At 65.7% G+C, this 24664-nt stretch carries 24 protein-coding genes; 6 read left to right on the top strand and 18 right to left on the bottom strand.

From position 1 onward, the window contains the following. A partial coding sequence (locus tag OXC99_04460; protein MCY4624242.1) for a Rieske 2Fe-2S domain-containing protein occupies positions 1-324 on the bottom strand: 324 nt, incomplete at its 3' end. A gap of 190 nt (positions 325-514) precedes the next feature. Further along, positions 515-655, bottom strand: a complete 141-nt coding sequence (locus tag OXC99_04455; GenBank protein MCY4624241.1) for a DUF5679 domain-containing protein — start codon at positions 653-655, stop codon at positions 515-517. 213 nt (positions 656-868) lie between these two features. On the opposite strand from OXC99_04455, the gene OXC99_04450 reads away from it, so the two are divergent. After that, on the top strand, positions 869-1057 hold the full coding sequence (locus OXC99_04450; GenBank protein ID MCY4624240.1) for a hypothetical protein: 189 nt from the start codon (positions 869-871) through the stop codon (positions 1055-1057). A 3-nt stretch (positions 1058-1060) separates the two neighbouring features. Then, positions 1061-1423 carry a hypothetical protein gene (locus OXC99_04445; GenBank protein ID MCY4624239.1) on the top strand — a complete coding sequence of 121 codons (363 nt, stop codon included), beginning with the start codon at positions 1061-1063 and terminating at the stop codon, positions 1421-1423. Positions 1424-1427: 4 nt separating this feature from the next. On the opposite strand, the gene OXC99_04440 is transcribed toward OXC99_04445, so the two are convergent. The 7 genes from OXC99_04440 to OXC99_04410 form a co-directional block, all read right to left on the bottom strand. Then, positions 1428-1613: a hypothetical protein gene (locus tag OXC99_04440; GenBank protein ID MCY4624238.1), complete on the bottom strand. Its 186-nt coding sequence runs from the start codon at positions 1611-1613 to the stop codon at positions 1428-1430. Positions 1614-1823: 210 nt separating this feature from the next. Further along, positions 1824-2150: a type II toxin-antitoxin system RelE/ParE family toxin gene (locus OXC99_04435; protein ID MCY4624237.1), complete on the bottom strand. Its 327-nt coding sequence runs from the start codon at positions 2148-2150 to the stop codon at positions 1824-1826. A 59-nt stretch (positions 2151-2209) separates the two neighbouring features. Beyond that, the gene (locus OXC99_04430; GenBank protein ID MCY4624236.1) at positions 2210-2593 is read right to left on the bottom strand and encodes a nuclear transport factor 2 family protein; all 384 of its coding nucleotides are present in this window, start codon (positions 2591-2593) and stop codon (positions 2210-2212) included. A gap of 213 nt (positions 2594-2806) precedes the next feature. After that, positions 2807-4615: a glycoside hydrolase family 15 protein gene (locus tag OXC99_04425; GenBank protein ID MCY4624235.1), complete on the bottom strand. Its 1809-nt coding sequence runs from the start codon at positions 4613-4615 to the stop codon at positions 2807-2809. Positions 4616-4927: 312 nt separating this feature from the next. After that, positions 4928-6118: an FIST C-terminal domain-containing protein gene (locus tag OXC99_04420; protein ID MCY4624234.1), complete on the bottom strand. Its 1191-nt coding sequence runs from the start codon at positions 6116-6118 to the stop codon at positions 4928-4930. 38 nt (positions 6119-6156) lie between these two features. After that, positions 6157-6348, bottom strand: coding sequence for a hypothetical protein (locus OXC99_04415; protein MCY4624233.1), 192 nt, complete (start codon positions 6346-6348; stop codon positions 6157-6159). A gap of 107 nt (positions 6349-6455) precedes the next feature. Beyond that, positions 6456-7979: an acyl-CoA synthetase gene (locus tag OXC99_04410; protein MCY4624232.1), complete on the bottom strand. Its 1524-nt coding sequence runs from the start codon at positions 7977-7979 to the stop codon at positions 6456-6458. A gap of 113 nt (positions 7980-8092) precedes the next feature. On the opposite strand from OXC99_04410, the gene OXC99_04405 reads away from it, so the two are divergent. The 3 genes from OXC99_04405 to OXC99_04395 all read left to right on the top strand — a co-directional run bounded on the left by OXC99_04405 (position 8093) and on the right by OXC99_04395 (position 9633). Next, positions 8093-8371: a helix-turn-helix transcriptional regulator gene (locus OXC99_04405; protein ID MCY4624231.1), complete on the top strand. Its 279-nt coding sequence runs from the start codon at positions 8093-8095 to the stop codon at positions 8369-8371. Between the two features lie 91 nt (positions 8372-8462). Then, complete coding sequence (locus OXC99_04400) at positions 8463-8678, top strand: hypothetical protein (GenBank protein ID MCY4624230.1); 216 nt, start codon at positions 8463-8465, stop codon at positions 8676-8678. A 112-nt stretch (positions 8679-8790) separates the two neighbouring features. Further along, positions 8791-9633, top strand: coding sequence for a phospholipase D-like domain-containing protein (locus OXC99_04395; GenBank protein MCY4624229.1), 843 nt, complete (start codon positions 8791-8793; stop codon positions 9631-9633). Positions 9634-9651: 18 nt separating this feature from the next. Here OXC99_04395 and OXC99_04390 read toward each other — a convergent pair whose 3' ends face one another. From OXC99_04390 to OXC99_04350, 9 genes are all read right to left on the bottom strand, one after another. Next, positions 9652-11280 carry a thiamine pyrophosphate-requiring protein gene (locus tag OXC99_04390; protein ID MCY4624228.1) on the bottom strand — a complete coding sequence of 543 codons (1629 nt, stop codon included), beginning with the start codon at positions 11278-11280 and terminating at the stop codon, positions 9652-9654. Between the two features lie 30 nt (positions 11281-11310). Then, positions 11311-12483 (bottom strand): endonuclease NucS, encoded by a 1173-nt coding sequence (locus OXC99_04385; GenBank protein MCY4624227.1) that lies wholly within the window; start codon positions 12481-12483, stop codon positions 11311-11313. 69 nt (positions 12484-12552) lie between these two features. Continuing rightward, the gene (locus tag OXC99_04380; protein ID MCY4624226.1) at positions 12553-13818 is read right to left on the bottom strand and encodes an MFS transporter; all 1266 of its coding nucleotides are present in this window, start codon (positions 13816-13818) and stop codon (positions 12553-12555) included. 144 nt (positions 13819-13962) lie between these two features. After that, the gene (locus tag OXC99_04375) at positions 13963-14745 is read right to left on the bottom strand and encodes a class II aldolase/adducin family protein (GenBank protein ID MCY4624225.1); all 783 of its coding nucleotides are present in this window, start codon (positions 14743-14745) and stop codon (positions 13963-13965) included. Between the two features lie 392 nt (positions 14746-15137). Beyond that, positions 15138-16463 (bottom strand): Rieske 2Fe-2S domain-containing protein, encoded by a 1326-nt coding sequence (locus OXC99_04370; GenBank protein MCY4624224.1) that lies wholly within the window; start codon positions 16461-16463, stop codon positions 15138-15140. A gap of 141 nt (positions 16464-16604) precedes the next feature. Next, positions 16605-17276 carry an HAD family phosphatase gene (locus OXC99_04365; protein ID MCY4624223.1) on the bottom strand — a complete coding sequence of 224 codons (672 nt, stop codon included), beginning with the start codon at positions 17274-17276 and terminating at the stop codon, positions 16605-16607. Between the two features lie 242 nt (positions 17277-17518). Further along, a complete protein-coding gene (locus OXC99_04360; GenBank protein MCY4624222.1) occupies positions 17519-18808 on the bottom strand; it encodes a serine hydroxymethyltransferase in 1290 nt (429 codons plus the stop codon). Positions 18809-18912: 104 nt separating this feature from the next. Then, entirely contained in the window at positions 18913-19674 is a 762-nt protein-coding gene (locus OXC99_04355) for a DUF5677 domain-containing protein (protein MCY4624221.1), read from the bottom strand. Positions 19675-19724: 50 nt separating this feature from the next. Continuing rightward, the gene (locus OXC99_04350) at positions 19725-20369 is read right to left on the bottom strand and encodes a hypothetical protein (GenBank protein MCY4624220.1); all 645 of its coding nucleotides are present in this window, start codon (positions 20367-20369) and stop codon (positions 19725-19727) included. A 411-nt stretch (positions 20370-20780) separates the two neighbouring features. Here OXC99_04350 and OXC99_04345 point away from each other — a divergent pair. After that, the coding region (locus OXC99_04345) for a DEAD/DEAH box helicase (protein MCY4624219.1) at positions 20781-24664 on the top strand (3884 nt) is incomplete at its 3' end.

Below are 24664 nucleotides of genomic sequence, written 5' to 3'. Positions count from 1 at the left end.
CTCGGACGGCATGTCGACGCAGGCACCGGTGTGGTCGAACTTCCAGCCGTGGTAGACGCATCGCAGGCCGGACTCCTCGTTGCGGCCGAAGAAGAGGCTGGCGCGCCGGTGGGGGCAGTAGTTGTCGACGAGGCCGACGCGGCCGTCGGTGTCGCGGAAGGCGATGAGGCTCTCGGCGAGGATGCGCACGCGGACCGGGGGACAGTCAGGGGTGGGGACCTCCTCGGAGAGGAGGGCGGGGACCCAGTAGCGGCGCAGGTACTCGCCCATGGGGGTGTTGGGGCCCACGCGGGTGAGCAGGGCGTTGTCTTCAGCGTTGAGCATGAGCGACCTCCGCCAAATGTGGGGACAAGGATACACCACGGGGGGACAGCGCGCAGCAAAGAAAAGATGGGCCGCCAGTCAGCGACCCATCTCTCTCGGTTGCAACACCCTCCCATGGCTGCGTAAACGCAACCTACCGGGAACCCACCTGTTAATCAATGGAGCCCTTTCAGGCTCCATGGGACGCGAACTAGCTCTTGCCGATGCGGAAGAGCTTGGTCCCACAGGTGCCGCAGGTGCCCTGCGTCGCGGGTCGGCCGTTCTTCAGGGTGACAGCCGTTGCGCCGGAGATCTCTCGCTTCGTTCGGCACTTGAAGCAGTAGGCTTCCATAGTTGACCCTCCTTCTAACGTTAGGGAGTAGCTGCGACAATATCGTCTAGCTATGGGTTTGTCAACAGCTTTTTGGCCTTGATGGAGGGGAATCTGTAGCTAATTTGGGTATTTGGGCCCAATTGGTTCAGCTTATGTCGACTACAGGCGTCGCGGAGCGGTTCCGGGGGGACGGTTGGTGTACCATGAGCGGAACGCTGGAGGAGGGTGACGATGTCCTGGATTCGAGAGGAGAGAAGCGGCAAGCCGCCCATCATGGAAGTGTTGTCGATCAACCCAAAGGCGCAGGAGGCCGTGGGCGCCAACAACATGGCGATCACCTTTGGCGCATCCTGCCTGACGCGGGTGCAGGAAGAGGCCATCGCGACGGCGACGGCTGCGGCGCTGGAATGCCGGTACTGAACGATGTCGCACGGAGGGTTCCTCCGTCAGCACTCGGACGACCCGGAGCTTGCGAGCCACATCATGCACGATTACAGGCAGGCGGACCTGGACGCACAGACGCGGGGGATGCTGGACTTCGCGGTGAAGCTGACGCGCGAGCCGTGGGCGATGAAGAAGGCGGACGTGAACGCGCTGCGCGCGCTGGGGCTGACGGACGAGGAGATCCTGTCCGTCGTGCTGATCACGTGCAACTTCAACTTCATGTCGCGGCTGGCGAACGGGCTGGGCGTGGAGCTGGGCGAAGGCCGACAGGAGCAGATCGCGTCGTGGCTGGGCCCGGCCGCGTCGGCGCAGGGCTGGCTGATGACGGCGAAGGAGGGGTAGGGGGCTAGCGGACGGCGGAGGCCGGCTGGAGGGTATCCGCGCCTTCTTGCTCCTCGTCCTCCTCCTGCGGTTCCTCAGCGCCCTCCAAGGCAGTGACCTCAAAGCGGACGTCCTCGTGCTCCCGGAGGCGCTGGAGGATCTCAAAGAGGTTACGGGCCTGGGGGTTGCCGGTCCTGCTGAACGTGCGCATGAGGCTCCTGGGGGAGCGACCCGTCATCTCTGCAAGACCGCGAATTCCGACAGAGGCAATCACGCAATCATTCAGAATGCTCCTACAGATACTGAGTTCGCCATTCACGAAACACTCAGCCGCCTCCTTCAGGAGCTCTTTACGAAAGAGGGGGTCACGACGGGCGCGCTCTTGGACTATTTCACGAAAGGGCCTACCGAGGGGCATCGCCTAATCCTCCACGCGCTTTTCACGCCTGTAGTCTTGCCAATGCTGTTGGGCGGTCTGGATGTCCCGCCGCTGCCTTTGCTTCGTTCCGCCACCCAAAAGAATGATCAACCGAGGGCTGTCCACTGCAAAGTAAATTCTATACCCAGGCCCAAAATGGATACGGTACTCAGAGACTCCTTGCCCTACTGACCGGACATTTGAGGTGTTCCCTTCCGCCAATCTCTCCAGGGCGCTACCAATTCTCACCGCAGCCACTCGGTCAAGATCATCGTACCAACGCTCAAACGGAGAACGACCTTCTGTATCGTGGTAGGGCCTGAGTTCAATTGATCGGCCTGTCACAATATCACTTTGCCACAAATGCCGTCAAAGGTTAACCCCAACACCTACACCACGGGGGAGCCGTGGTGGTGGACAATCAGCCATTGGCCGTTGCGGTTGCGGAAGACGTTGGTGGCCTCGACGGTGGCTTCATTGACGCGGCCGGCTACGACGGAGCGGAGGGACTCGGTGCAGATGACCCAAGCGAGGTCGCCGGAGACGAGGACGGAGGACTCGGTGACGGTGAACTGCATGACCATGGTGTTGTCGAAGATGGTGTACCAGCTCTGCAGGACGCTGTCGCGGCCGGACATGAGGGGCCAGCCGGGGTGGACGCAGGTGACCGACGGGTCGGGGTCCCAGACGGCCTCCATCGTCTCGTTGTCCAGGGACTCGATGGCGCGGTAGAAGGCGCGGTTGGCCTCGACGACTGCGTCCTCGTCCGGCATGGTTCTCCTTCGGTGCGTGGTTTGGGGACAGGATACACGGGCGGTGTGGAAGGGGCGAGGTGCAAGCGGTTTGTCGGGGTTCCTGCCTTCGCAGGAACGACGGGAGGGAGGCGCCTGCCACGCTGGGAGTGTCGGGGGCGGAGCTTCTGGATACCGGCTTTCGCCGGTAATTCTCCGGTAAAACGAGGGGAGCGGGCGATTCGCGAATCGCCCCTACGATGTCGCAGGGGTCTCCCGCAGGGCGGCGGAGAGGTTGCGGGCGGTGTGGATGAGGCCTATGTGGCTGAAGGCTTGGGGGAAGTTGCCGAGGGCTTCCTTGGTGTGCGGGTCGATCATCTCCGAGTAGAGGCCGAGGTGGTTGGCGTAGCCGAGCATCTCCTCGAAGAGGTCCCTGGCCTGCTGGATGCGGCCGCAGCCGATGAGGGAGCCGATGAGCCAGAAGGAGAGCATGGTGAGTGCGCCCTCTTCGCCGGGCAGGCCGTCGTCGGCCTCGTCGACCTTGTAGCGATTGACGAATGGGCCGTGGCCGAGCTCGGCCACCGTGGCCTCGATGGTGCTGAGGATGCGGGGGTCGTCGGGCGGGAGCATGTTGGTCCAGGGGAGGATGAGGCTGCTGGCGTCGAGGGCGTCGCTGTCGTAGCTCTGGACGAAGGCCTGCTTGTCCTCGTTCCAGCCGTGGGCGAGGACGTCCTCCTTGATGGCGTCGGCCTCGGCGCGCCAGCGGGCGAAGTCGCCTTCGCAGCCGGTGTTCTCGCCGATGGCGATGGCGTTGTCGAGGGCGGCCCAGCACATGGCCTTGGAGTAGGTGAAGTGGCGGTCGCGGCCGCGGACCTCCCAGATGCTCTTGTCGGGCTCGCGCCAGCGGCGGCAGACGACCTCGGCGAAGTCGTGGACGATGGACCAGATCTCGTGCGAGATGTACCCACCGTAGCGGCGGTAGGTGTTGATGCTGAGCAGCACCTCGCCAAAGATGTCCATCTGGAGCTGGTAGACGGCGCCGTTGCCGATGCGCACGGGCTGGGACTGCCGGTAGCCCTCCAGGTGCTCCAGCGTCTCCTCGTCCGTGCCGGAATCGTCCTTGAGGCCGAAGAGCACCTGCAGGACGTCGCGGTCGCGGAACAGGGAGCATTTGCCCAGGAGCCAGTTGAGGAAGTGGAGGGCGTCGTGCAGGTCGCCGAGGCGGTAGAGGACGCCGAGGGTGAAGGCGGAGTCCCGGAGCCAGCAGAAGCGGTAGTCCCAGTTGCGCACGCCGCCGATGTGCTCGGGGAGCGACGTGGTGAGGGCGGCGGCGATGGCGCCGGTAGGGGCGTAGATGAGCAGGTGCAGGGCGAGGAAGGAGCGGACGACCTCGTCGCGCCAGAGGCCGTCGTAGTGGAGCTCCTCGACCATGTGATGCCATCCCCTCGCAGTGGTCTCAAGGCGCTGATGGCTGCGGCCGGGGCCGACGATCATGGGCTCGTCGCGGCCGTAGGAGACGACGAAGACGGCGGGACGGCTGGGCGTCGCGGTGAAGCGGCTCTCGGCGGCGCCGGCGTTGACGGTGATGGGGACGTTGACGGAGAGGGCCATCTCGTGCGGGCCGCCGGTGGCCTGGACGCCGTGGGGCATGAGGTGCAGGTGGGTAAATGCTCGGGCGTAGTCGAAGCGGGGGCGGAAGAGGACCTGCATGGGGACCTCGCCCTCGGTGCACTCGACGATGCGGTGGATGTCCTGTGGGAGGACGTCGACGCCGCGGACGGGGCTGAGGGGCATGAAGTCGGTCAGCGTGACCGTGCCGGTGGGGGTGACGAAGGTGGTCTCCAGGATGTTGGTCTCGGGCAGGTAGCGCTGGGAGGACTCATAGGGGCCGATGGGGGCGATGCGAAAGCTGCCGCCACGCTCCTCGTCGAGGATGGCGGCGAAGACGCTGGGGGAGTCGATGCGGGGCATGCAGCACCAGTCGATGGAGCCATCGAGGCCGACGAGGGCGGCGGAGTGCATGTTGCCGATGGCCCCATAGCTGCTGATGTCCTTGTAGGCCACGGCCGCCCCCTGAGGTGGAGTAGGCGGCGGGAGGGTGCTCGCCGCTACTTCAATTATGGGTTGCGGCGAGGTGGGCGTCCACATGGGGGTGCGCCCTTCGACAGGCTCAGGGCGAACGGTTTTAGGGGAGCGGGTTGTGAATCGGGCTGATTGCGGGCGCGCCCGGCCACACCGCCCCTCTGGATTCCTGCCTTCGCAGGAATGACGAGAGGGGGGCGCAGGAATGACGACAGAGGCGCGCGGGCAACGACGGCGGGGGCGGCTCCCCCATCCCGCCCTTCCCCCTGAGGGGGAAGGGGAAGACGCGCGGGGCTAGGGGGCGCGGAAGAGGGCGAAGGAGCTGGTGTAGCCGTGCAGGTAGGTGGTGCCGCTGACCTGGCCGATCTCTCCGTTGCAGAAGAAGCCGCCGAGGGGGATGGAGCCGACCATGTCCGTGAAGAGGTCGGAGTCGTGGTTCTGGCGGCCGTAGAGGTACTGGCCGCGGCCGTTGCACTGGAACATGAGGGCGCCCACGGGCGAGGCCTGCCCCGTGCCCTCCATATAGCGCGATAGCTGACGGCGGAGGTCCTCTGCGGAGGTGGAGGCGTCGCGGATGTGGAACTGGGCGAGCTGGCCCTCGCGGAGGAACTCGCCGACGCCGATGAAGCCGTTGGCGTGGTCGACGCCGATGAGGTTGCGGATGAGAAAGTCGCCGGGCTTCACGTCGTCGAGCTCGAGCTGAGGGTCCATGGCGATGCCGAGGAAGAGGTTGTTGCCGACGAGGGCCTGGTCCTCGGGCGAAAGGCGCTGGAAGAGGTCGCGGAGGTATTCGAGGGGGCGTTCGCCGTCGAGGGCCATCAGCAGGTTGCGCTGGGACTCGGTGATGCGCTTGAGCTCGCCGATGGGGCGGCAGCCCTGGGCGACGACGGTCTCGACGACGATGTCGCCGGAGAGGGCGACGCCGACGGCGCCGTCGTGGTAGACGGTGTCGCCGAGGAAGAGGGCGTGGCCGCCGGGGAGGCCGCTGCCGCTGGCGAGGCCGCCGACCTTGGTGGCGGAGGGGAAGGCGTAATCGAGGCCGGAGAGGATGCCCTCGCCCGCCATGGAGAAGGGGTCCATGAGCACGATGAAGTGGGGGTTGTCCGACTGTTCGACGCCGAGGAGCCTCGACCACGCATCGGGCGGCTCGTCGGGGGAGGGAAGCTCGTCGTTGATGACGCGGAAGGGCGTGATGTTGACGCCGGGGAGGTGTCCGACGGTGAGGGCGAGGGCGCGCTGCTGCTCGATCTCCTGGGCGGCGCCGATGACGCCAGCGCCGGAGCAGCCGACGACCATTGCGCCGGGGAAGCGCTCGGCGAGGATACGGGGGACCTCCTCGGCGGCGGCCTCATAGTTGGCGGAGGCGAAGACGACAGCGAACGACGCGGGCTCGTCGGGGCCGAGCTCGGCAGTCACGGAGGCTGCGCATTCCTCCAGCGCCGTCTCGAGGTCACGCTCCTGTGAAATTGCCGATGCCCACTTCATTGCGCTCTCCCTGCTTCGCCTCTGGCGTCACTGAATGATTACGACTGGCCCTTGCCACCGCCGCCCACCCTGCGGGCGCGCTCTCCGATGATGCGGAGCATGTTCTTGACGGACGTGCCGTCGACCTTCATCTTGCGCCGCTTTCGCTGGGCGCGGACGGGCTTGCGCATGGCCGGGTCGTCTTCCGACCATTCGCGTTCGGGCTCGTCCTGCTTCTCGTCTGCGCTCATTGCTGCGAACTTGACTCCGTTGCTTCTGGTGAGTGGGGAACTCCCCCATCCCCGGCCTCCGCCGGGGCAGGCTCCAACCTTCCCCCTGAGGGGGAAGGGGCTTCTTGCTAGCCCGCTGTGGGCTGGGTTTGTTGCTCGGCCTCTACGAAGAGCTTGGAGAGGTCCGGTTTTACCACCTTGCCCATGGCGTTGCGGGGGAGCTCGGTCAGCTCAATCATGCGGCTGGGCATCTTGTAGGGGGCGAGGCGCTCGCGGGACCAGTCTCGGAGCTGCTGCAGGGTCAGGGCGCCGTTGCGGGCGAGGACGAGGGCGGCGCAGACGCGCTCGCCCCACTCGAGGTCGTCCATGGCGACGACGGCGCACTCGGCGATGTCAGGGTGCTCGCGGAGGACATCCTCGACCTCGAGGGCGGAGACCTTGAAGCCGCCGGTCTTGATGATGTCGACGCTGCTGCGGCCGAGGATGCGGTATGCGCCGTCCTCGAGGACGGCGACGTCGCCGGTCTTGAACCAGCCGTCGACGAACTCGGAGGCGGTGGCCTCGGGCTTGTTCCAGTACTCGGAGAAGACGGCGGGGCCCTGCACCTGGATCTCGCCGGGGGAGCCCTCGGGCGCGGAGTGACCGTCCTCGTCGACGAGGCGGAGGTCGACGCCGGGGAGCGGCGTGCCGACGTAGCCGGGGCGGCGCTCGCCGTTGAGGGGGTTGGAGAGGGCCATGCCTATCTCCGTCATGCCGTAGCGCTCCAGCAGCCTGTGGCCGCTGATGTCCTCCCACTCCTCAAGGGTCTGCACGGGCAGGGCGGCGGAGCCGGAGACCATGAGGCGCAACTGGGTGCAGGCCTTGGTCATCGCGGCCTGGCGCTCGGGGGGCGCGGCGTTCCACGCCTGCACGAGGCGGGCGTAGATGGTCGGGACGGCCATGAAGAGGGTGAGGCCGCCGCGCTCGATGCGCTCCCAGACGGCGTTGGCGTCGAAGGCGGGGAGCATGTCGCAGACGGCGCCGGACCAAAGGGCGCAGCCGAGGACGTTGACGATGCCGTGAATGTGGTGGAGGGGCAGCACGTGCAGGATGTGGTCGTCCTGCGTCCAGCCCCATGCCTCGACGAGGCTGGTGATCTGGGCCTCGATGGTGGTGTGCAGCGACACGACGCCCTTGGGGCGGTTGGTGGTGCCGCTGGTGTAGATGATCATCGCGCGGCGGTTGGGGTCGACGTCGGGCAGCGAGGCTGTGGGGGGCGTCTCGAGGATGTCGGGCGTCAGGAGGAAGCGGAGGCCGCGCTCCTCGGCGAGCTCGCGGAGGGTGTCCTCGAACTGCGGATGGGCAATGACGATGGTCGCGCCGGAGTCCTCGATCATGTAGGCGAGCTCGGGCTTGGGGTGCGAGGTGGCGAGGGGGACGGTGACGCCGCCGGCACGCCAGACGCCCCACTGGGTGGCGACGTAGTGGTAGCCGCCGGGCGTCAGGAAGGCGACGCGGGCCTCGTCGAGGTCGGACGCGCCGTCGAGGAGGCACGCGGCGACGGCGGCAGAGTCGGCGAGGAGCTGCGCGTAGGTGAACGCGCCCTCGCTGGCGATGACGGCCGTGCGGTCACCGTAGCCCTCGGCGCGGGTGATGAGGGGGATTGGGGACATGCCTGTCCTCCGGTCTCATGGTGGGCGGGTTGGGAGTAGGGAGACTTTACCACGGCGGGGCGGGGATTTCACGCGGGTTTGTAGGCTGAAGTTCAGTACGCTATGCTCTCGCTATGATTAAACTTCTGAGCGACGCGCTGGCGGCTATCGACGCTGACGACGATGTCCGCATCCCCCACGCGGTCGCCCTCGCCATCATCAACGGCAAGAGTCCCATCCTTGCCTACCGGAACCACCTGGGCCTCACCCTGCAGGGTCTCTCCGCCAAGACGGGGCTCGCCGTGAGCTATCTCTCCGAGATAGAGCGGGGCCGCAAGGCGGGCTCCACGGCGGCGATGAAGGCCATCGCCGCGGCGCTGGGCACGACGGCTGACGTGCTGCTGATCGACTAGCGGCGTTGGTCTAACTGCGGGAGAACACTGGGAACTCACTGGGGATGAACTCCATGCCGGGCCACTAAAGGCAAAGGAGGCGAGTATAGTCATGCTTTGGACGGACTTTGCGATGCGGTTGGAGCTTGTTATCGCGGGCGGACATGCGAAAGCGGTATTGGTATGCGATGTCTGCGACAGCGTACGGATGGACAGCGGCCTTGGCTCCGCGGCCATGGTCAGTGAGATTATTCTTTGCGACCATGAAAATACAACAACTTTGGAGGAATACGTAGAGCAGTACCTACATGACCGTTATATCGTCTAGCGGCGAACCCAATCGGGGGCTTAACAGTCGGTCTTTCCCATTGACCTGCCCTTTGCTCTCCTTTCGCTGTGCTGATTTGTTTTGCGCATGAGTCATACAGTATGCTCTGCCAATGATCAAACTCCTGAGCGGCGCGTGGCGGGAAGACCTCGCTGAAGTGGTCGCGTCCGCCGAGCATTCGATGCTAGTGGCATCCCCGTACATCAAAGAACGGGAGGCTGTGTGGTTGTGCGAGCGAATGCGTCCATCGCTTGGGGTGACGACCCTCACCAACGTCAATGTGGACGCCATCAGCAGCGCCGCTCTTGATGTGGCCGCATTGCGGCACCTCTCGAAAGCGTCACCGCAAGCACGCGTGATTGCTCTGCCCACGCTGCACGCCAAAGTGTTCGTCGCTGACGACAAGGCCGCTATTGTTACGTCCGGCAACCTCACGTCCTCAGGACTGGACCACAACATCGAATATGGCGTGATGCTCTACGACGACGACCTAGTCCCAACTATCAGGAACGACATACTCTCTTTCGCCACCTTGGGAAGCGAAGTCCCGCCAAGTGTTCTTTGTGAGATAGGCCGCTTGGAGGTTGAACTGCGGGAGATCAGGGCCAAGGCCGTCAAAGAGGGACTGCCCACCGCCAGACGCAAGCTGACGAAAGCCATGCAGCAAGCCCATCCGGTATTTGTCGGCGCGCAAGTGGGTAACCGGACCAAGTACGCAGTGTTTGGCGACGCTATTCAGTTCATCTTGGCCAAGGGGCCGATGCCCACAACTGCAATTCACGAACAGGTGCAGACACTCCTGCCCGATCTCTGCGATGACTCCATGCCTCTCATTGTCAACGGCCAGCCTTATGGCACAGCATGGAAGCGCGACGTTCGCCATGCGCAGTTGAGTCTGAAGCGCAAAGGTATCCTCGCCCTCGACAAGGAGAGCGGGTTGTGGTCGTTGACCTAGCGCCCGGCTGCAACCCCGTTACCCCCTGGAGAACACCGGGAACTCCTTTGTTACGAACTCCAAGACGGCGGTCTGGCCTGCTTCTATGCGGGCGGTGGCGCGGGTGATGGCGGCACTGACGTCGCCCGGGTCCGTGACGCGCTCCGCGTAGGCGCCGAGGGCGGCGGCGACGGCGGTGTAGTCGCCGGAGAGGAACTTGCTGCCGTAGCGCTCGACGGCGATGGGGATGTTGTGCTCGTAGCCGCCCATGGCGCCGTTGTTGAGGATCACGGTCAGGATGGGCAGGCGCTCGCGGACGGCGGTCTCGACGTCGAGGAGGACGGTGCCGGCGGCGGTGTCGCCCATGACGTTGATGACGAGCTTCTCCGGCGCGGCGCACTTTGCGCCGAGGGCGAGGCCCAGGCCGGTGCCGAGCTGCGTGGAGTTGCCCCAGCCCATGTAGCTCTTGCGGGCGATGGTCTCAAAGAAAGGCACCATCTGGTCGCGGGGGTTGCCGGAGTCGTGGGTGACGATGGCGTTGGCGCGGTCGATGGTGTTCTGGAGCTCGTAGACGACGCGGTAGGGGTTGATGGGGGTCTCGTCGGAGGTCAGGTGGGGCATCCACTCGTCGAGCCATGCGGACTTGACGGACTGGACCTCGTCGGCGATGCCGTTGCCGGCGCGGCCGCTGCCACGGCTGCGGATCTCGTCGATGAGGCCGCGCAGCACGAGCTTGGCGTCGCCGACGACGGCGTGGTTGATGGCGTACTCGTTGTCGAGGTCGGCGGCGTCCGAGGTCGACTGGATGACGGTCTTGCCGCGGGGGACGGTGTAGCTGGCAAGGGTCTTCTGGAAGCTGGTGCCGATGCCGAAGACGGTGTCGCAGCGGCCGAGGAAGTGGCCGACCATCCTGGTGGCAGAGGTGCCGCCCGCGCCGAGGGCGAGGGGGTGGTCCTCCGGGAAGCAGCTCTTGCCGAGGGTGGTGGTCATGACGGGGGCGTTGATGAGCTCTGCTAGCTCCTGGAGCTCATCGCTGGCGTCGGCGAGGAAGATGCCCTGGCCGGCGTAGATGACGGGGAGATCGGAGGCGAGGAGGGCCGAGGCGACCTCGCGGATGTCGCCGGGGTCGCCGGCGGAGCGGCGGCGCTGGACGGGCGTGTAGGCGAACTCCTCCTCGGACATCTCGCCGTTGACGACGTCGCCGGGGACCTCCATGAGGACGGGCTTCGGGCTGCCGGTGCGGAGCTGGGAGAGGCCGCGTCGCAGCATCTCGGGGACGCGGTCGGCGGAGTTGATGATGGCCGACCACTTGGTGACGCCCTCGTAGTGGCGGACGGAGTCGTAGACGGAGGGCTGGTTCTGCCGCGAGGCGCCCGCCTGGCCGGGGAGGATGAGGATTGGGGAGGAGTCGGCGAAGGCCTGCGCGACGCCGCCGTAGGCGTTCTCGATGCCGGGGCCGCCCTGGAAGACGCAGACGGCCATGGGGCTGCCGCCGTTGGTGCGGGCGTAGCCCATGGCCATGTTGACGGCGGTGCGCTCGATGCGTGTGATGATGGGACGGATGCCCACGGCTGCGCAGGCGTCGATGAGGGGGTTGTTGGGGAAGCAGAAGATGTACTCGACGCCCTCCTGCTTGAGGATGTTTGCTACGGCTGCGCCGCCCTTCATGGTGTTCCTCCTATGGTGTGTGCGATAGATTTAGACTTCTGCCTCGTTACCTTCTTCCGGTAACGCGTCCACAACCGGCGTGATGATGGTGATGGCACGACGTAGCTCACCGGCTGCCCAGCCGGCGCAGCCGTCGTCAAGCGCGCTCTCTCGCTTTGCCATGGTGAACGCATGCGAGTTGCCGTCTCTCTCTAGAGACAGCCCCGCGCTTTCGGCCGCCCGAACCACCGCTTGCTCCACAAGGCCACCGCCAGAATTGAAGCTTACTGCCACGAGGTACTGCCCGGAATCCTCTTTAGGTTGCATGTGGAAGGAGTGGCAGAGATAGTAATTGCTCCAAGGAGGACGAGAATACCAAAAATTAAAGTATCTGTGGTGCTCCCACCCATTGGCCCACCTACTTTTCTTGTCGGGACAAACCTCTTGAGGCAGGTTTTCGAGCACGAGTTCTGCTACCTTCCAGCAAAAGCGGGTAATGTCATCACTGCTATTCTGTCTAAACCGACGGCTCAACTTCTCGCTAAGGCTGGTGCGGGCACTGGACTGAGTTACTACACCGTTCCCCACGCCGATAAGAAACTGGGATGCTGTGGGTACCGGGATAATGGGATTTGCTTGCACGTAAAGTGCCTGAGTCTCAGGATCGCGAAACGGTGTCAGCGTCACGCAAGTTATGAGGTCTTCTTCTGATACTCTCTCATTGAGCCACAATGCTGCTGAAGTTACTTCGGGCGCGAACCTATGGCTGGCAAGAATGATGCGTTGGCCGTGATTCAACCCAGTCAATTCTTCGGCACCCAAGTGGGTCCGAAGTTGCTCTGCCGCTTCTTCTTCGGAAACCTCCGCGTAGTTGGCCAGCATTCGGACAATATCCACCTCTGAAGCAGAGCGCAGGTAACTGGCGTACTTGATGGCCTGCCAGTGGACGTCCTCCCCACTGTCATCGCGCTTGAGTTCGATGATCACAAGGGCGCCCGTGTAGTCCACGGCTAGCAGATCCAAGCGCTCATTGGTCCGGTCAAAGCCGCTGAACTCTTTGGCGATCACCAACAGGTCGTCACCAAGGATGTTGGGGTTAGCGGCCACCCATTCTTGGATGTCTTGCCGCTCCCGAAAGCCTAAGGCGGCGAACTCCACCTCCTCTAGAGGTAGTGGTTTTTGGCTATCGGGGTTCACTCGAAACAACTGAGGATCGCTGGCCAAAGCTACACACCTCGCTGGTTTCTGGGCTAAGGCAGTGTACACGATGCATCGGCGGGCGTCACCGCGCGGCTAGGCGCGGCGGAGGGATGGGAGGACGGGGAGGGCGGCGACGGCGAGGACGGCGACGATTGCGCCGAGGCCGATGGTCATGGGCTGGATGCCGATGGCGTCGACGATGATGCCCATGGTGAGGGAGCCGACGGCGATCATGGCGTGGCCGATGTTGAAGATGCTCATGACGCGGCCCTGGAGCTCGTCCGGGACTCGGCTCTGGACGAGGGTCATGTTGATGGCGGAGAACATGGACTGGGCCGCGCCCACGATGGCAAGCATCACGAGGGACACCACCAGCAGGGAGGAGAGACCCAGGCCAAGGTAGGCGAGGCCCAAGCCGACGGTGACGACGGCCATGAGGATGCCCTTTCGCCCGACGTTGCCGGCGGAGGCGAGGGTGATCGTGCCAATGAGGGCGCCGATACCGGCAGCGGAGTAGAGGACGCCGAGGCCGTCGGCGTCGAGGGAGAGGACGTTCTCGGCCCAGACGGGGAGGAAGTTGGAGAAGGGCATCGCAAGAAAGAGCATGAGGTACTGAATGGTGAACTGGACCCGGAGATGGGTGATGCCCCAGATGAATCGGAGCGCCGTGGCGATGTCGCCTCGAATGGAGCGACGGGCGCCGTCTCCCACCGATTCCAGCGGACTGAGCTTCAGGGGAAAGGCGGCAACGGCGACGCAGGAGAGGAGGACGGCCTGGATGAGGAAGTTGCCCTCGACGCCGACGGCGACGATGAGCAGGCCGGCGAGGAAGGGGCCGACGATGCGGGTGCTGGTGAGGGCGGCGGAGTTGAGGGAGATTGCGTTCAGGAGGCTCTCGCGGGGGACGGCGGAGGGGATGAGGGCCTGGCGGACGACATGGATGATGGTGCTCTCGACGCCGCTGGCGACGGCGAAGACGTAGAGGTGCCAGACCTGCACGGCGCCGAGGAGGATGTCGAGCGCAAGGAGTATCGCAAGGCCGGCCATGATGAGCTGGCTGACGATGAGCAGGTTTCGGCGGTTGACGCGGTCGACGAGGACGCCGACCAGCGGCGAAAGGACGATTGTGGGCGCCTGGTAGACGAAGAGGAGGACGCCGAGGAGGGCGGCGGAGCCGGTGAGGTCATAGGCAAGCCAGCCGAGGGAGACCTGCTGGATCCAGCGGGCGGCGCTGGAGAAGATGGAGGTGGTCCAGACAAGGCGAAAGTTCGGGTAGCGCAGGGCTTCCGTCGCCCGGCGGAAGCGGTTGCCCGCTCTCGGTCTGGCCGAGGTGTCCTGCGGCTGGCGGGTCTGGGCCAAGGCTGCCCTCCCCCAATTGAGTCTCGGTTCTTCCTTGAGTTTCCCTCAGGTTGAACGGCCCTTCCCAACCCCTGGATCCCGGCCTTCGCCGGGATGAAGAAAGTGGGTCGTTCACCCTTCGACAGGCTCAGGGCGAACGATCAATCAGCGGCCTGCGTCGAGCTCCTGGGTGATGAGGTGGGGGAAGTAGCGCCACGCGCCGCCGCCGCCCGCGCCGCCTCGGATGGCGGGGCCGCCGACGAAGTGGTCGAGTTCGGCGATGGTGGGCTGGTTGCGGGCCTCGACGAGGTCGGCTTCCGGGATGCCGGGATGGTCGGGGCCCATGGCGCAGAAGGCGTACCAGTTCATGCGCGCCTGCTCTTCGAGGTGCAGCATGTTCATGACGGACTGTTCGAGATTCTGGCCGGTGGTGATCGCGCCGTGGCCTCGGAGAAGGGCTGCGGGGGAGTCGCCAAGGGCCGTCGCGACGCCCTGTCCGTCCTCCTCGGTGAGGATGAGCTTACTGTGGGGGTAGACGGGGAGGGGCTTGCGGACAAGCTGCGCGCCCTCGTTGCACATGGGGACGAGGCGGGCCTGGAGGACGCTCATCATCGTCGCGTATCGCGGGTGGCAGTGGACAACGGACTGCACCTCCGGGTGGTTCTTGAAGACGGCGGAGTGCATCTTGACCTCAAAGCACTGGGTGGCGTTGGGCGGGCCGCCGACCTTCCGGCCCTCGAGGTCACAGACGATCATGTCGTCGGGCTGCAGGAGGGGGAGGGCGTCGATATCGTAGCCGCGGCCCTTGACGACGAAGAGTTCGGGGTCCCCGGGGACGCGGAAGCTGGCGTGTCCCAGGGACACGAGGACGCCGGTCGCGAGGCCGACGTGGGACAGGATGCGGTTGGCGATGGCGACGTCCCGCTTGACGTCGTCTATTTCGGCCATGGTTGTCCTCCTTGTTGTGGTTGGGGTGACTTCCCCTTTCCCCGCCCCTCTGGATCCCCGCCTTCGCGGGGATGACGGAGGTGGGGGTGTGCCTCCTTGTTGTTGTGCCCGGGGGACTCCCCCATCCCAACCTTCCCCCTGAGGGGGAAGGGGTTGCCCCCGCCCCTGGATCCCCGCCTTCGCGGGGATGACGATGGTGGGGGTGTTCCTCCTTGTTGTGGCGCCGGGGATACTCCCCCATCCCAACCTTCCCCCTGAGGGGGAAGGGGTTATGCTGCTTCCCCGCCCTTGGGTCCCAAGCCTCGCCGGGACTGTCGTGCGGGGCTATGCAGAGGGGCTCCCGCTCAGCCGTGCATGACGCTGGACGGGAGCCCCTTTCTTGCTCGATTTGGCTAGGACGTTGCGGCGGGGATGAGCTCCGGGTGGTCTACGAAGGCCTTGCGGAGCTCAGCGGTGCCTTCGAGCCAGTCGACTTCCCGCTTCATGACGACGTCGCCGGAGCGGACCTGATAGACCTCGGGGTTGTCGACGCCGGGCGCGGGGACGCCCTCCTGCAAGGAGCGGGCGGCGTTTATGGCGCGGCGGCGCGACTTGATGATCATGGAGTCGCTGGTGCCGAGGCGCTCGCGGGTGCGGTCGGAGATGGCGCCCATGCTCTCGGTCACGGCCTGGTCCTGGAGGTGGATGCCGGTGATGCCGGTGAAGATCTCGTTCTTGCTCTGGGCCTCGCGGTCGATCTTGTAGTCGTTGGAGGAGTTGGCGGCGAGGCGCCAGCGGCCGTGCCAGTCGTTGGTGTTGGGCTGGTACTCCATCTGGCCGGCGCTGCCGCCGAGAACGCGGCCGTTGCGGTCGGTGCGGCGGATGGCAGGCGCGCCGGGCGTGGGAGCGCTGAGGGCCCAGAACATCGTATGCTCGTCGTCGACGGGGACCCAGGCGCGGACGCGTACCTGGAGTCCGAGGCGGCCGGTGGGGATCATCGTGTAGAAGGGCAGCAGGTACTGGGCGAAGCGCCAGTAGTAGGAGTCCTCCTCTGCGGGGCGGTAGGCGGCGTACATGACGCCGTAGTCCATCTCCTTCACGTTGTAGCGCGGGTGGCGGACGTTGACGGTGTAGTAGTCGACGGTGCCGGGGACGAGGGCGTTGGGGTCGGCGCTGCCGAGGTGCAGGAAGCCGAGGTGGGAGGTGTCGATGTCACCCTCGAGGGCCTGCATCCAGTTGCACTCGCGGAGGACGGTGGTAATGGTGTACTCGCGGTCGGGGCGCATGTTGGGCTCGAGGTCCGGCAGGGGCGGGAGGTCCGTGCGGGGGCCCATGTAGGTCCAGATGACGCCGTTGCGCTCGGCGCACGGGTAGGCGGTGAGCTTCACCTTGTCCTTGAAATTGGACTCGGCGGGCTCCGAGGGCATGTCGACGCAGTTGCCGCTGACGTCGAACTTCCAGCCGTGGTAGACGCATCGAAGGCCGGACTCCTCATTGCGGCCGAAGAAGAGGCTGGCGCGACGGTGGGGGCAGTAGTTGTCGACGAGGCCGACGGTGCCGGAGGTGTCGCGGAAGGCGATGAGGTTCTCGCCGAGCAGGCGGATGCGGACGGGGTCCGAGTCGGGGCCTGGGAGCTCGCTGGACTGGAGGGCGGGGATCCAATACTCGCGCATGAACTCGCCCATGGTGGTGCCGGGGCCGACGCGGCAGAGGGTCTCGTTGTCCTGCTTGGAGAGCATGCTGTGTCCTCCGTGTGAGTCTCAGTTATGACATGGGGAGTTTATAGCTGCGGGTTGGGGCAGTCAACCGGGTTGGGGAGGGGGCGGGGTCTCAGTTTTGGTAGGGTGCGCGGGGAAGCGGGTGGGGGTGGCGAGGGGGGGTTAGAGGCCTAGCAACGCTGGGAGCGTGGTCATGTCGGTAAACGTTTGGACGCCTGCTGCGTCTGCGAAGGTGGTGTCGGAGGTGGCGGCGTAGGCGAGGACTCGCATTCCGGCCGCGAGGGCGGCTTGGATGCCTGGGTCGCTGTCCTCAATGACCGCGCATTCGGAGGGCGGGTAGCCCATTGTCGAGGCGGCGTGGAGGAAGACGTCGGGATGGGGCTTGGCGCGTGGCACGGTGTAGGCACTGAACAGACGACCCTCAAAGAATGAGAACAGGCCCGTAAGTCTGAGCCGGTGTTCAATGTCCTTGAGTGGGCCGTTGGATGCGACGCAGGTGGCTACTCCAGACGCGACGACTGCGCGGACGGCGGTCTCTGCATCTTCGACTGGGAGAAGACCCTCCTCCATTGCAGCCCATTCAGCGTCTTCCATGACGTCCGTGAAGTTTTCGGGTAGAGCCACTCCCCATCGAGACGCCACAACGTCCCTGATGTCGGCGTTCAGGAGGCCTTTGAGGTTCTTCAGCACCTCATCGAGCGTTAACTGGAGGCCATATGAGGCGAGGACACGCAGGATGGCTTGGTTGACCAGGCGCGGGCTGTCGACCAAGACGCCGTCGCAGTCAAAGATGACGAGTTTGGGTGGGTTAGGCGGGTTGGGGATTGGTTGCAATGGTGTGCCTTTCTTGTGGTGGGTGGATCGTGGGCGCTCCCCGCGGCCCCGCCCCTGGATCCCGGCTTCCGCCGGGATGGAGATTGGGGTGTGTGGGCTTGCTGGCGCCACGGGTTGCTGGTGGGTAGGAGTCCCGCTGCGGCGGGACGGGCGCTTCGCGAAGCGCCCCTACACACCTCCCAGCCCCGCACCACTGGGTTCCCGCTCTCGTATCGGAGTACGGGGCATGCGAGGCGTGGGGGCTAGTCCAGGGGCCAGGCGGCGTCTGTTGTTATGCCGGGGACGGGGAAGCGGCTGGTTAGGTCCGCTACCTGGTCTCGGGCGCTTTGCTGGACGGCCTCGTCGGCGGGGTGGGTCAGGACTTCGGCGATGAGTTTGCCGATGGTGGCCATCTCGTCGGGGCCCATGCCGCGGGTACTGAGGGCGGGGGTGCCGATGCGGAGGCCGCTGGCGACCGTCGCGGGCTGGGGGTCGTTCGGGATGGTGTTGCGGTTGACGATGACGCCGACGGCGTTGAGGGCCTGTTCGGCCTCGCGGCCGGTGAGGCCGGCGGCGCGGAGGTCGACGAGGAAGAGGTGGTTGTCGGTGCCGCCGGTGACGATGCGGAGGCCGGCGCCGGTGAGCGTGGCGGCGAGGGACTGAGCATTGTCGACGATGCGCTGGGCGTAGACGGCAAAGCCGGGCTGGAGGGCCTCTCCGAAGCAGACGGCCTTGGCGAGGATTGCGGCCATGAAGGGCCCGCCCTGGTTGACGGGGAAGACGGAGCGGTCAAGGGCGCGGGCGTGCTCCTGCGTGGAGAGGATGAAGGCGCCGCGCGGGCCTCGCAGGGACTTGTGGGTGGTGGAGGTTACGATCTGCGCGTGGGGGACCGGGTTCGGGTGGACGCCGCCCGCGACGAGGCCGGCGATGTGGGCCATGTCGACGAGGAGGATGGCGCCGACCTCGTCGGCGATGGCGCGGAAGCGGGCCCAGTCGACGGTGCGGGCGTAGGCGCTGTAGCCGGCAACGATAAACTTGGGGCGGTGCTCCTTGGCGAGTGACTCGACCTGCTCGTAGTCTATGAGCTCGGTGTCGGGGTCCACGCCGTAGGAGACGATGTTGTAGTACTTGCCGGTGAAGTTGACGGGACTGCCGTGGGAGAGGTGGCCGCCGTGGTCAAGGCGCATGCCCATGAGGGTCTCGCCGGGCTGCATGAGGGCGGTGTAGACGGCGATGTTGGCCTGGGTGCCGGAGTGGGCCTGGACGTTGGCGTGCTCGGAGCCGAAGAGGCGGTTGACGCGTTCGATGGCGAGGGACTCAGCCATGTCGACGAACTCGCAGCCGCCGTAGTAGCGACGGCCGGGGTAGCCCTCGGCGTACTTGTTGGTCATGACGGAGGCGGAGGCCTCGAGGACGGCCTGGGAGGCGTGGTTCTCGGAGGCGATGAGGACAAGGGAGTTCTGCTGGCGGGCGAGCTCGAGCTCGACGGCGCGGGCGGCCTCGGGGTCGCGGTCGACGAGGATCTGGGGCGCGGCGAGTCCGGTGGCGTACATGGCGGCTCCTTTTGGGTGCGATGCAGGTTTAGTATAGCGGAGGGGCGTGGGTGGGGGCGAGGTGGGGTAGGGGGCGCTGTCCTCTCCAGAGGCGAGAGTCTAACCTAGGCGGAACCGTCTGAAGGCACAAAGGGAGGAGCCGGCATCCTTTCAAATTCCTGCTCAAGAACTTCGTTAGCGCTAAGGTCACCCACCTCAAGCTTTGTTGCTTTGTCAAAGATGTCAATGCTTTGGTCAAAGTACTCCGCTGCGCGAAGCAATAATTCTGGCATCGGAATTGGGTACGGATATAGCGGGATTCTATGGTATCCATGAAGGGGATTCTCACATTGCCTCAAATTGAATCGGACTATGTGTTGCCACATGTTGTGCGTAGTGCCGCTCCAATGTGCATAATCCATTCGATGCAATTCGAGAAGTTCCGTTTCCTCAGCCATTTCCCTTGAACTAGGCCCCAAACTGCCCACATTGACTTCTGTTAGGAAGGTATACCTTTCACTATTGAGCTGTCGCTCCCAATCCTTGACTGTAGTGTCCTCATCGGGATCCTGCCCCTCCTCTTGTAAACTAGCCTTTCTGTGTTCGAGCAACAGATTCTCCTGACCCAAGCCGTAAAGCACGAATTGCTTCGTACGTTCTTCTGGCTCCTTCAGAATCCATGCAAGCGTAATCAAGTTGTCTACCATCGAACGGAAAAAGAGTGGCGCCGAATGAGGATTCCAAACCCCAGGGTTTTGGGCAAATTCTGAAGCGAGCGTCGCTTGCCTGGCTAGCAATCCACCAATGACTTCATAAACAAACTGCTCCTCAGAACCACCTGACCATATCTCCCAACGCGCCCGAACACGATCGAATACGTGCTGCACGAAAGTTCCAATAAGATCCCAGACCGGTTGGAGGTGCTCGGAATTTGGCATCAGTTATCAACCTCGCAAGGTTCAAGAGTTCTGCCCTGTGTCCAGAATGTAGTTGGCCACTCACGACTTTCTAGCGGTCGTAACATAAAGGTCACTGCGGACCTGATTGAAGCAGCTACTCTCAATGATTCATCAGTTGCTGGGTAGTCTTCAATGGCCGGTAAGTTCGCTAACCCGGTGCCTAGGGCTACCGTACACTTCCCATTAACCATGTAGATGTAGACGACTGTCGCTTGGGCGAAGATGCCGGGGGTTCCTTCCCGATCAACTATTGAGGATATGGTTTCTTTCAGTTCAGATAGAGTAGAGCCCCTAAAGCCGTCATTTGGTTGCACGGACTGCGCAAGGAAGGCAAGAGGAAACTCCGAGTAGTTGTAGATTAAGGCCGCCAACCCCTCATGCGCCCTAGCCAATTTGCCTCCTGCACTCAGCGTCGACCGGATACATACCTTCTGCTCTTCATCCAGTTCCCTGTAGTCACTTGCCGCTGCGTATGCTCTTGAGCCGTTCTGATTACACTCAGCGGCAGCTTTGGCGATACTCAATGCCAGTGCAGTCCCTTCTTCGACCCCAAAAACATGGTTAAGCAAGGCGATCCAAATAAGCTCGGGAACTCTATCTTTCATCCAATTGCTTTCTGTCATAGGGCCAAGTTGACGCAATGGTGGGATGAAGCGCTTGCCCTTCTGTTGGTAGCCCTGTAAGACTCGCCGTTGGTTCTTGGATTCCGAGCCTTCCCTATCTTGCGGAGTCATCACCAAGTCTCCAGTCCTAGTATTAGGAACAACCCAATTGGTCTCCTAGGTTCCCAATCGTCCGTGTCTACCCCGCACGGGGTAGACACGCCAACCACTAGCAAAGCTTGCCTGATGTACTTTGGGCCCCCTTCATGCTATGCGAGGTTGCGTGCCTTGGCTCTTTTTGCTGGGAGCCTAGGGGCTTATCATGTCGTTACAGTTGTCGGTTCCACCGATTGACTATACAAACAAATGTGCTATGATGCAAGCCATACCTCGTGAGGCTGGTTCGGGACTCCCGAAGGATGGTTCCAACCCATGACTGACTTTCGCGACAACACTGCCGCGCTGGAGGGGTTTCACCCGCTGGTGCGGGAGTGGTTTGCGTCGCAGTTCGACTCGCCGACGGGGGCGCAGGCTGAGGGGTGGGGCGCGATTGCGGAGGGGCGGCACACGCTCATCGCGGCGCCGACAGGGTCGGGGAAGACGCTGGCGGCGTTCCTGACGTGCATCGACCGACTGGTCCGCGCGGGGCTCGACGGCGGGCTGCCGGAGCGGACGGAGGTGGTGTACGTCTCGCCGCTGAAGGCGCTGTCGAACGACGTGCAGCGCAACCTCGCCGTGCCGCTTGAGGGCATCGCGGCGCTGGCGGAGGCGGAGGGGACGCCGCTGCCGGATATCCGCGTCGCGGTGCGGACGGGGGACACGCCGCAGCGGGAGCGAACGCTGATGGCGAAGAACCCGCCGCAGGTCCTCATCACGACGCCGGAGTCGCTGTTCATCCTGCTGACGTCGGAGAGCGGGCGGCGGGGGCTGCGGGGGGTGCGGACGCTCATCCTCGACGAGATCCACGCGATCGCGGACGACAAGCGGGGGTCGCACCTGAGCCTGTCGGTGGAGCGGCTGTGCCGGCTGGCGGACGGGCCGGTGACGCGCATCGGGCTGTCGGCGACGCAGCGGCCGATCAAGGAGGTGGCGCGGTTTTTGGTGGGGACGGCGGGGGCTTCGATTTCCCTCAGCCCGAACGGTTGGGAAGGTCAGGGCGACGCGGCGCGCGCGGCCCCGCCCCTGGATTCCGGCTTTCGCCGGAATGGAGAAGGGGTTGGGGCGCCGGACTGCATCATCATTGATACGGGGCATGCGCGGGCGATGGACATGGGGCTGGAGCTGCCGCCGGAGGAGCTGGGGCCCATCGCGACGCACGAGCAGTGGGCGAGCACGCTGGACCGGGTGGCCGAGCTGGTGCGGGAGCACACGACGACGCTGGTGTTCATGAATACGCGGCGGCTGGTGGAGCGGGTGGCGCACCAACTGGAGCTGCGGTTGGGCGCCGAGGCGGTGGTCGCGCACCACGGGAGCATGTCTCGGGAGATCCGGCACGCGTCGGAGGAGCGGCTGAAGAGCGGCGAGGCGAAGGTGTGCGTGGCGACGGCGTCGCTGGAGCTTGGCATCGACGTGGGGGCGGTGGACCTGGTGTGCCAGGTGGGGTCGCCGCGGTCGATCGGACTGCTGCTGCAGCGCGTGGGGCGCTCCGGGCACTCGGTTGGCGCGATGCCCAAGGGGCGGCTGTTCCCACTGACGCGGGACGAGCTGCTGGAGTGCATCGCGCTGCTGCGGGGCGTCAGGGGCGGGGACCTGGACACGCTGGCGATCCCGCCGTGGCCGCTGGACGTGCTGTCCCAGCAGATCGTGGCCGCGTGCGCGGGGGAGGACTGGGAGGAGGACGCGCTGTACGACTTCTGCCGCACGGCGTACCCGTACCGGGAGCTGCCGCGGGAGAAGTTCGACCAGGTGGTGACGATGCTGAGCGAGGGCGTCGCGCCGCGGGAGGGCCGGTCGACGGCGTACCTGCACCGGGACGGCGTGAACGGCGTGCTGCGGGCGCGGCGGAACGCGCGGCTGGCGGCAGTCACGAGCGGCGGTGCCATCCCGGACAACGCCGACTACGACGTGATCGCGGAGCCGGAGGGGACGTTCGTCGGGACGGTGCACGAGGACTTCGCCATTGAGAGCGTCGCGGGGGACGTTTTCCTGCTGGGGAACACGCCGTGGAAGATACGGCGCGTGGAGAGCGGGCGCGTGCGCGTGGAGGACGCGCACGGAGCGAACCCGACGCTGCCGTTCTGGCTCGGCGAGGCGCCGGGGCGCACGGGAGAGCTCTCGGACGAGGTGTCCATGCTGCGGGCGGAGCTGGAGTCGCGGCAAGAAGAGAGAAGCGGCGTGGAGTGGCTCGTGGCGAGCGGGGTGCCGGAGGGCGCGGCGGAGCAGGCGGTCGAGTACATCGCCGAGGGGCTGCGGGTGCTGGGGACGGTGCCGACCAAGCAGCGGGTGGTAGTGGAGCGGTTCTTCGATGAATCGGGCGGGATGCAGATGGTGGTGCACGCGCCCTTCGGCGCGGGGATCAACCGCGCGTGGGGGATGGCGCTGCGCAAGCAGATCTGCCGCGCCTTTGACTTCGAGCTGCAGGCGGCGGCCACGGACGACGGCATCAGCCTGGCGCTGGGGCCGGGGACGTCGTTCCCGCTGCAGGACGTCTTCAAGTATGTATCCGCGCGCCGCGCGCGTGAGGTGGTGACGCAGGCCGTGCTGCAGGCGCCGCTCTTCGGCACGCGCTGGCGGTGGGACGCGTCGCGGGCGCTGGCGCTGTTGCGGCACACGGGCGGGCGGAAGGTGCCGGCGCCGATCCAGCGGATGCGCTCGGACGACCTGCGGGCGGCGGTGTTCCCGGCGCAGGTGGCGTGCCAAGACAACGCGCCGCCGGGAGACGTCGAGGTGCCGGACCACCCGCTGGTGTTCGAGACGGTGCGCGACTGCCTGACGGAGGCGATGGACGTGGAGGGGCTGGAGGCCGTGCTGGCGGACATCGAGGCCGGGGTCATCGAGACGTACGCCAAGGACACGCCGCAGCCGTCGGCGTTCTCGCACCAGGTGCTGAACGCCATGCCGTACGCCTTCCTGGACGACGCGCCGCTGGAGGAGCGTCGGGCGCGGGCGGTGACGCTGCGGCGGGCGCTGCCGGAGGACTCGCGGGACCTGGGGGCGCTGAGTCCCGATGCCATCGCGCGGGCCGAGCAGTCGGCGTGGCCGGTGGTGCGGGGCGCGGAGGAGCTGCACGACGCGCTGCTGACGCTGAGCGTGCTGCCGCTGGGCGAGCTCTCCCGCTGCGCGGGCGTGGCGTCGCGGGAGGAGCTGCGCGGGTGGTTCGAGGCGCTGGTGGCGGACCGCCGGGCGGCGGAGTTCTCGCTCGGCGACGGCGGGGCGGCGTGGGCGTGCGCGGAGCGGCTGCATCTCGTGCAGGCGCTGTACCCGGAGGCGGCGCTCTCTCCCGCGCTGACACCCCTCGGAGAGCAGCCGGACGAGGACGAGGCGCTGGCGACGCTGCTGCGCGGGTGGACGGAGTCGCTGGGGCCGTTCACGGAGGCTTGGCTGGCCTCGACGCTGGGGTTGGCGGCGACGATGGTCCGGCGGGGGCTGGCGCAGATCGAGGCGGAGGGCGTCGTACTGCGCGGGCGGTTCACGCCCGGCGTGGCGGAGGAGGAGTTCTGCAACCGGCGCATCCTGGCGCGCATCAACCGCGACACGGTGGCGGGCCTGCGGCAGGAGGTGGAGCCGGTGCCCGTCGCGACGTTCATCCAGTTCCTGTTCCGGTGGCAGCACGCGACGGCGGGCACGCGGGTGTCGGGCGACGGCGGGCTGCTGCAGGTCCTAGAGCAGCTGCAGGGGTTCGAGGCGGCGGCGCAGGTGTGGGAGACGGAGCTGCTTCCGCTACGGACGTCGCCGTACGACGCGTCGGCGCTGGACCGGCTGTGCTTGGGCGGCGAGGCCGTCTGGGGCCGGTTCGCGCGGCGGCCCGTCGACCAGGAGCTGCCGGGCGGACGGGCCGCGTTGGCCCGCACGGGGCCGGTGTCGCTGGGGCTGCGGGACGACCTGCCGTGGCTGCTGGACCCGCCGCCGGACGGCGACGCGGAGCCGAGCGCGTCCGCTGTGCCCAGCGGGTGCGCGGGTGAGGCGCTCGCGTTCCTGCGCGCGCACGGCGCGTCCTTCATCGGCGACATCATCGCCGGGACGCGGCGGCTGCCGTCGGGGGTGGGGGGGGCGCTGAGGCAGCCTGCCGCGACGGGGCTCGGTACCGCCGGCGGGTTCGGGGCGCGGCGGGGGGGGGCGGCGGGGGGGGGCAAGCGGGGGAGGGCGGGGCGGCGGGG

The sequence above is a fragment of the Chloroflexota bacterium genome, from assembly GCA_026713825.1.
In the GTDB taxonomy this organism is placed as follows: domain Bacteria; phylum Chloroflexota; class Dehalococcoidia; order Lucifugimonadales; family UBA1127; genus UBA1127.
The sequence above is the reverse complement of the archived record's forward strand: the minus strand, read 5'-3'. Positions and strand labels throughout refer to the sequence as shown.

Coding starts and splice junctions, on each gene's coding strand:
- OXC99_04455 (MCY4624241.1), bottom strand. CDS start 655: ATGGAAGCCTACTGCTTCAAGTGCCGAACGAAGCGAGAGATCTCCGGC.
- OXC99_04370 (MCY4624224.1), bottom strand. CDS start 16,463: ATGCTCTCCAAGCAGGACAACGAGACCCTCTGCCGCGTCGGCCCCGGC.
- OXC99_04390 (MCY4624228.1), bottom strand. CDS start 11,280: ATGAAGGGCGGCGCAGCCGTAGCAAACATCCTCAAGCAGGAGGGCGTC.
- OXC99_04410 (MCY4624232.1), bottom strand. CDS start 7,979: ATGTCCCCAATCCCCCTCATCACCCGCGCCGAGGGCTACGGTGACCGC.
- OXC99_04360 (MCY4624222.1), bottom strand. CDS start 18,808: ATGTACGCCACCGGACTCGCCGCGCCCCAGATCCTCGTCGACCGCGAC.
- OXC99_04450 (MCY4624240.1), top strand. CDS start 869: ATGTCCTGGATTCGAGAGGAGAGAAGCGGCAAGCCGCCCATCATGGAA.
- OXC99_04440 (MCY4624238.1), bottom strand. CDS start 1,613: ATGCGCACGTTCAGCAGGACCGGCAACCCCCAGGCCCGTAACCTCTTT.
- OXC99_04430 (MCY4624236.1), bottom strand. CDS start 2,593: ATGCCGGACGAGGACGCAGTCGTCGAGGCCAACCGCGCCTTCTACCGC.
- OXC99_04420 (MCY4624234.1), bottom strand. CDS start 6,118: ATGAAGTGGGCATCGGCAATTTCACAGGAGCGTGACCTCGAGACGGCG.
- OXC99_04445 (MCY4624239.1), top strand. CDS start 1,061: ATGTCGCACGGAGGGTTCCTCCGTCAGCACTCGGACGACCCGGAGCTT.
- OXC99_04395 (MCY4624229.1), top strand. CDS start 8,791: ATGATCAAACTCCTGAGCGGCGCGTGGCGGGAAGACCTCGCTGAAGTG.
- OXC99_04375 (MCY4624225.1), bottom strand. CDS start 14,745: ATGGCCGAAATAGACGACGTCAAGCGGGACGTCGCCATCGCCAACCGC.
- OXC99_04400 (MCY4624230.1), top strand. CDS start 8,463: ATGCTTTGGACGGACTTTGCGATGCGGTTGGAGCTTGTTATCGCGGGC.
- OXC99_04405 (MCY4624231.1), top strand. CDS start 8,093: ATGATTAAACTTCTGAGCGACGCGCTGGCGGCTATCGACGCTGACGAC.
- OXC99_04415 (MCY4624233.1), bottom strand. CDS start 6,348: ATGAGCGCAGACGAGAAGCAGGACGAGCCCGAACGCGAATGGTCGGAA.
- OXC99_04350 (MCY4624220.1), bottom strand. CDS start 20,369: ATGACAGAAAGCAATTGGATGAAAGATAGAGTTCCCGAGCTTATTTGG.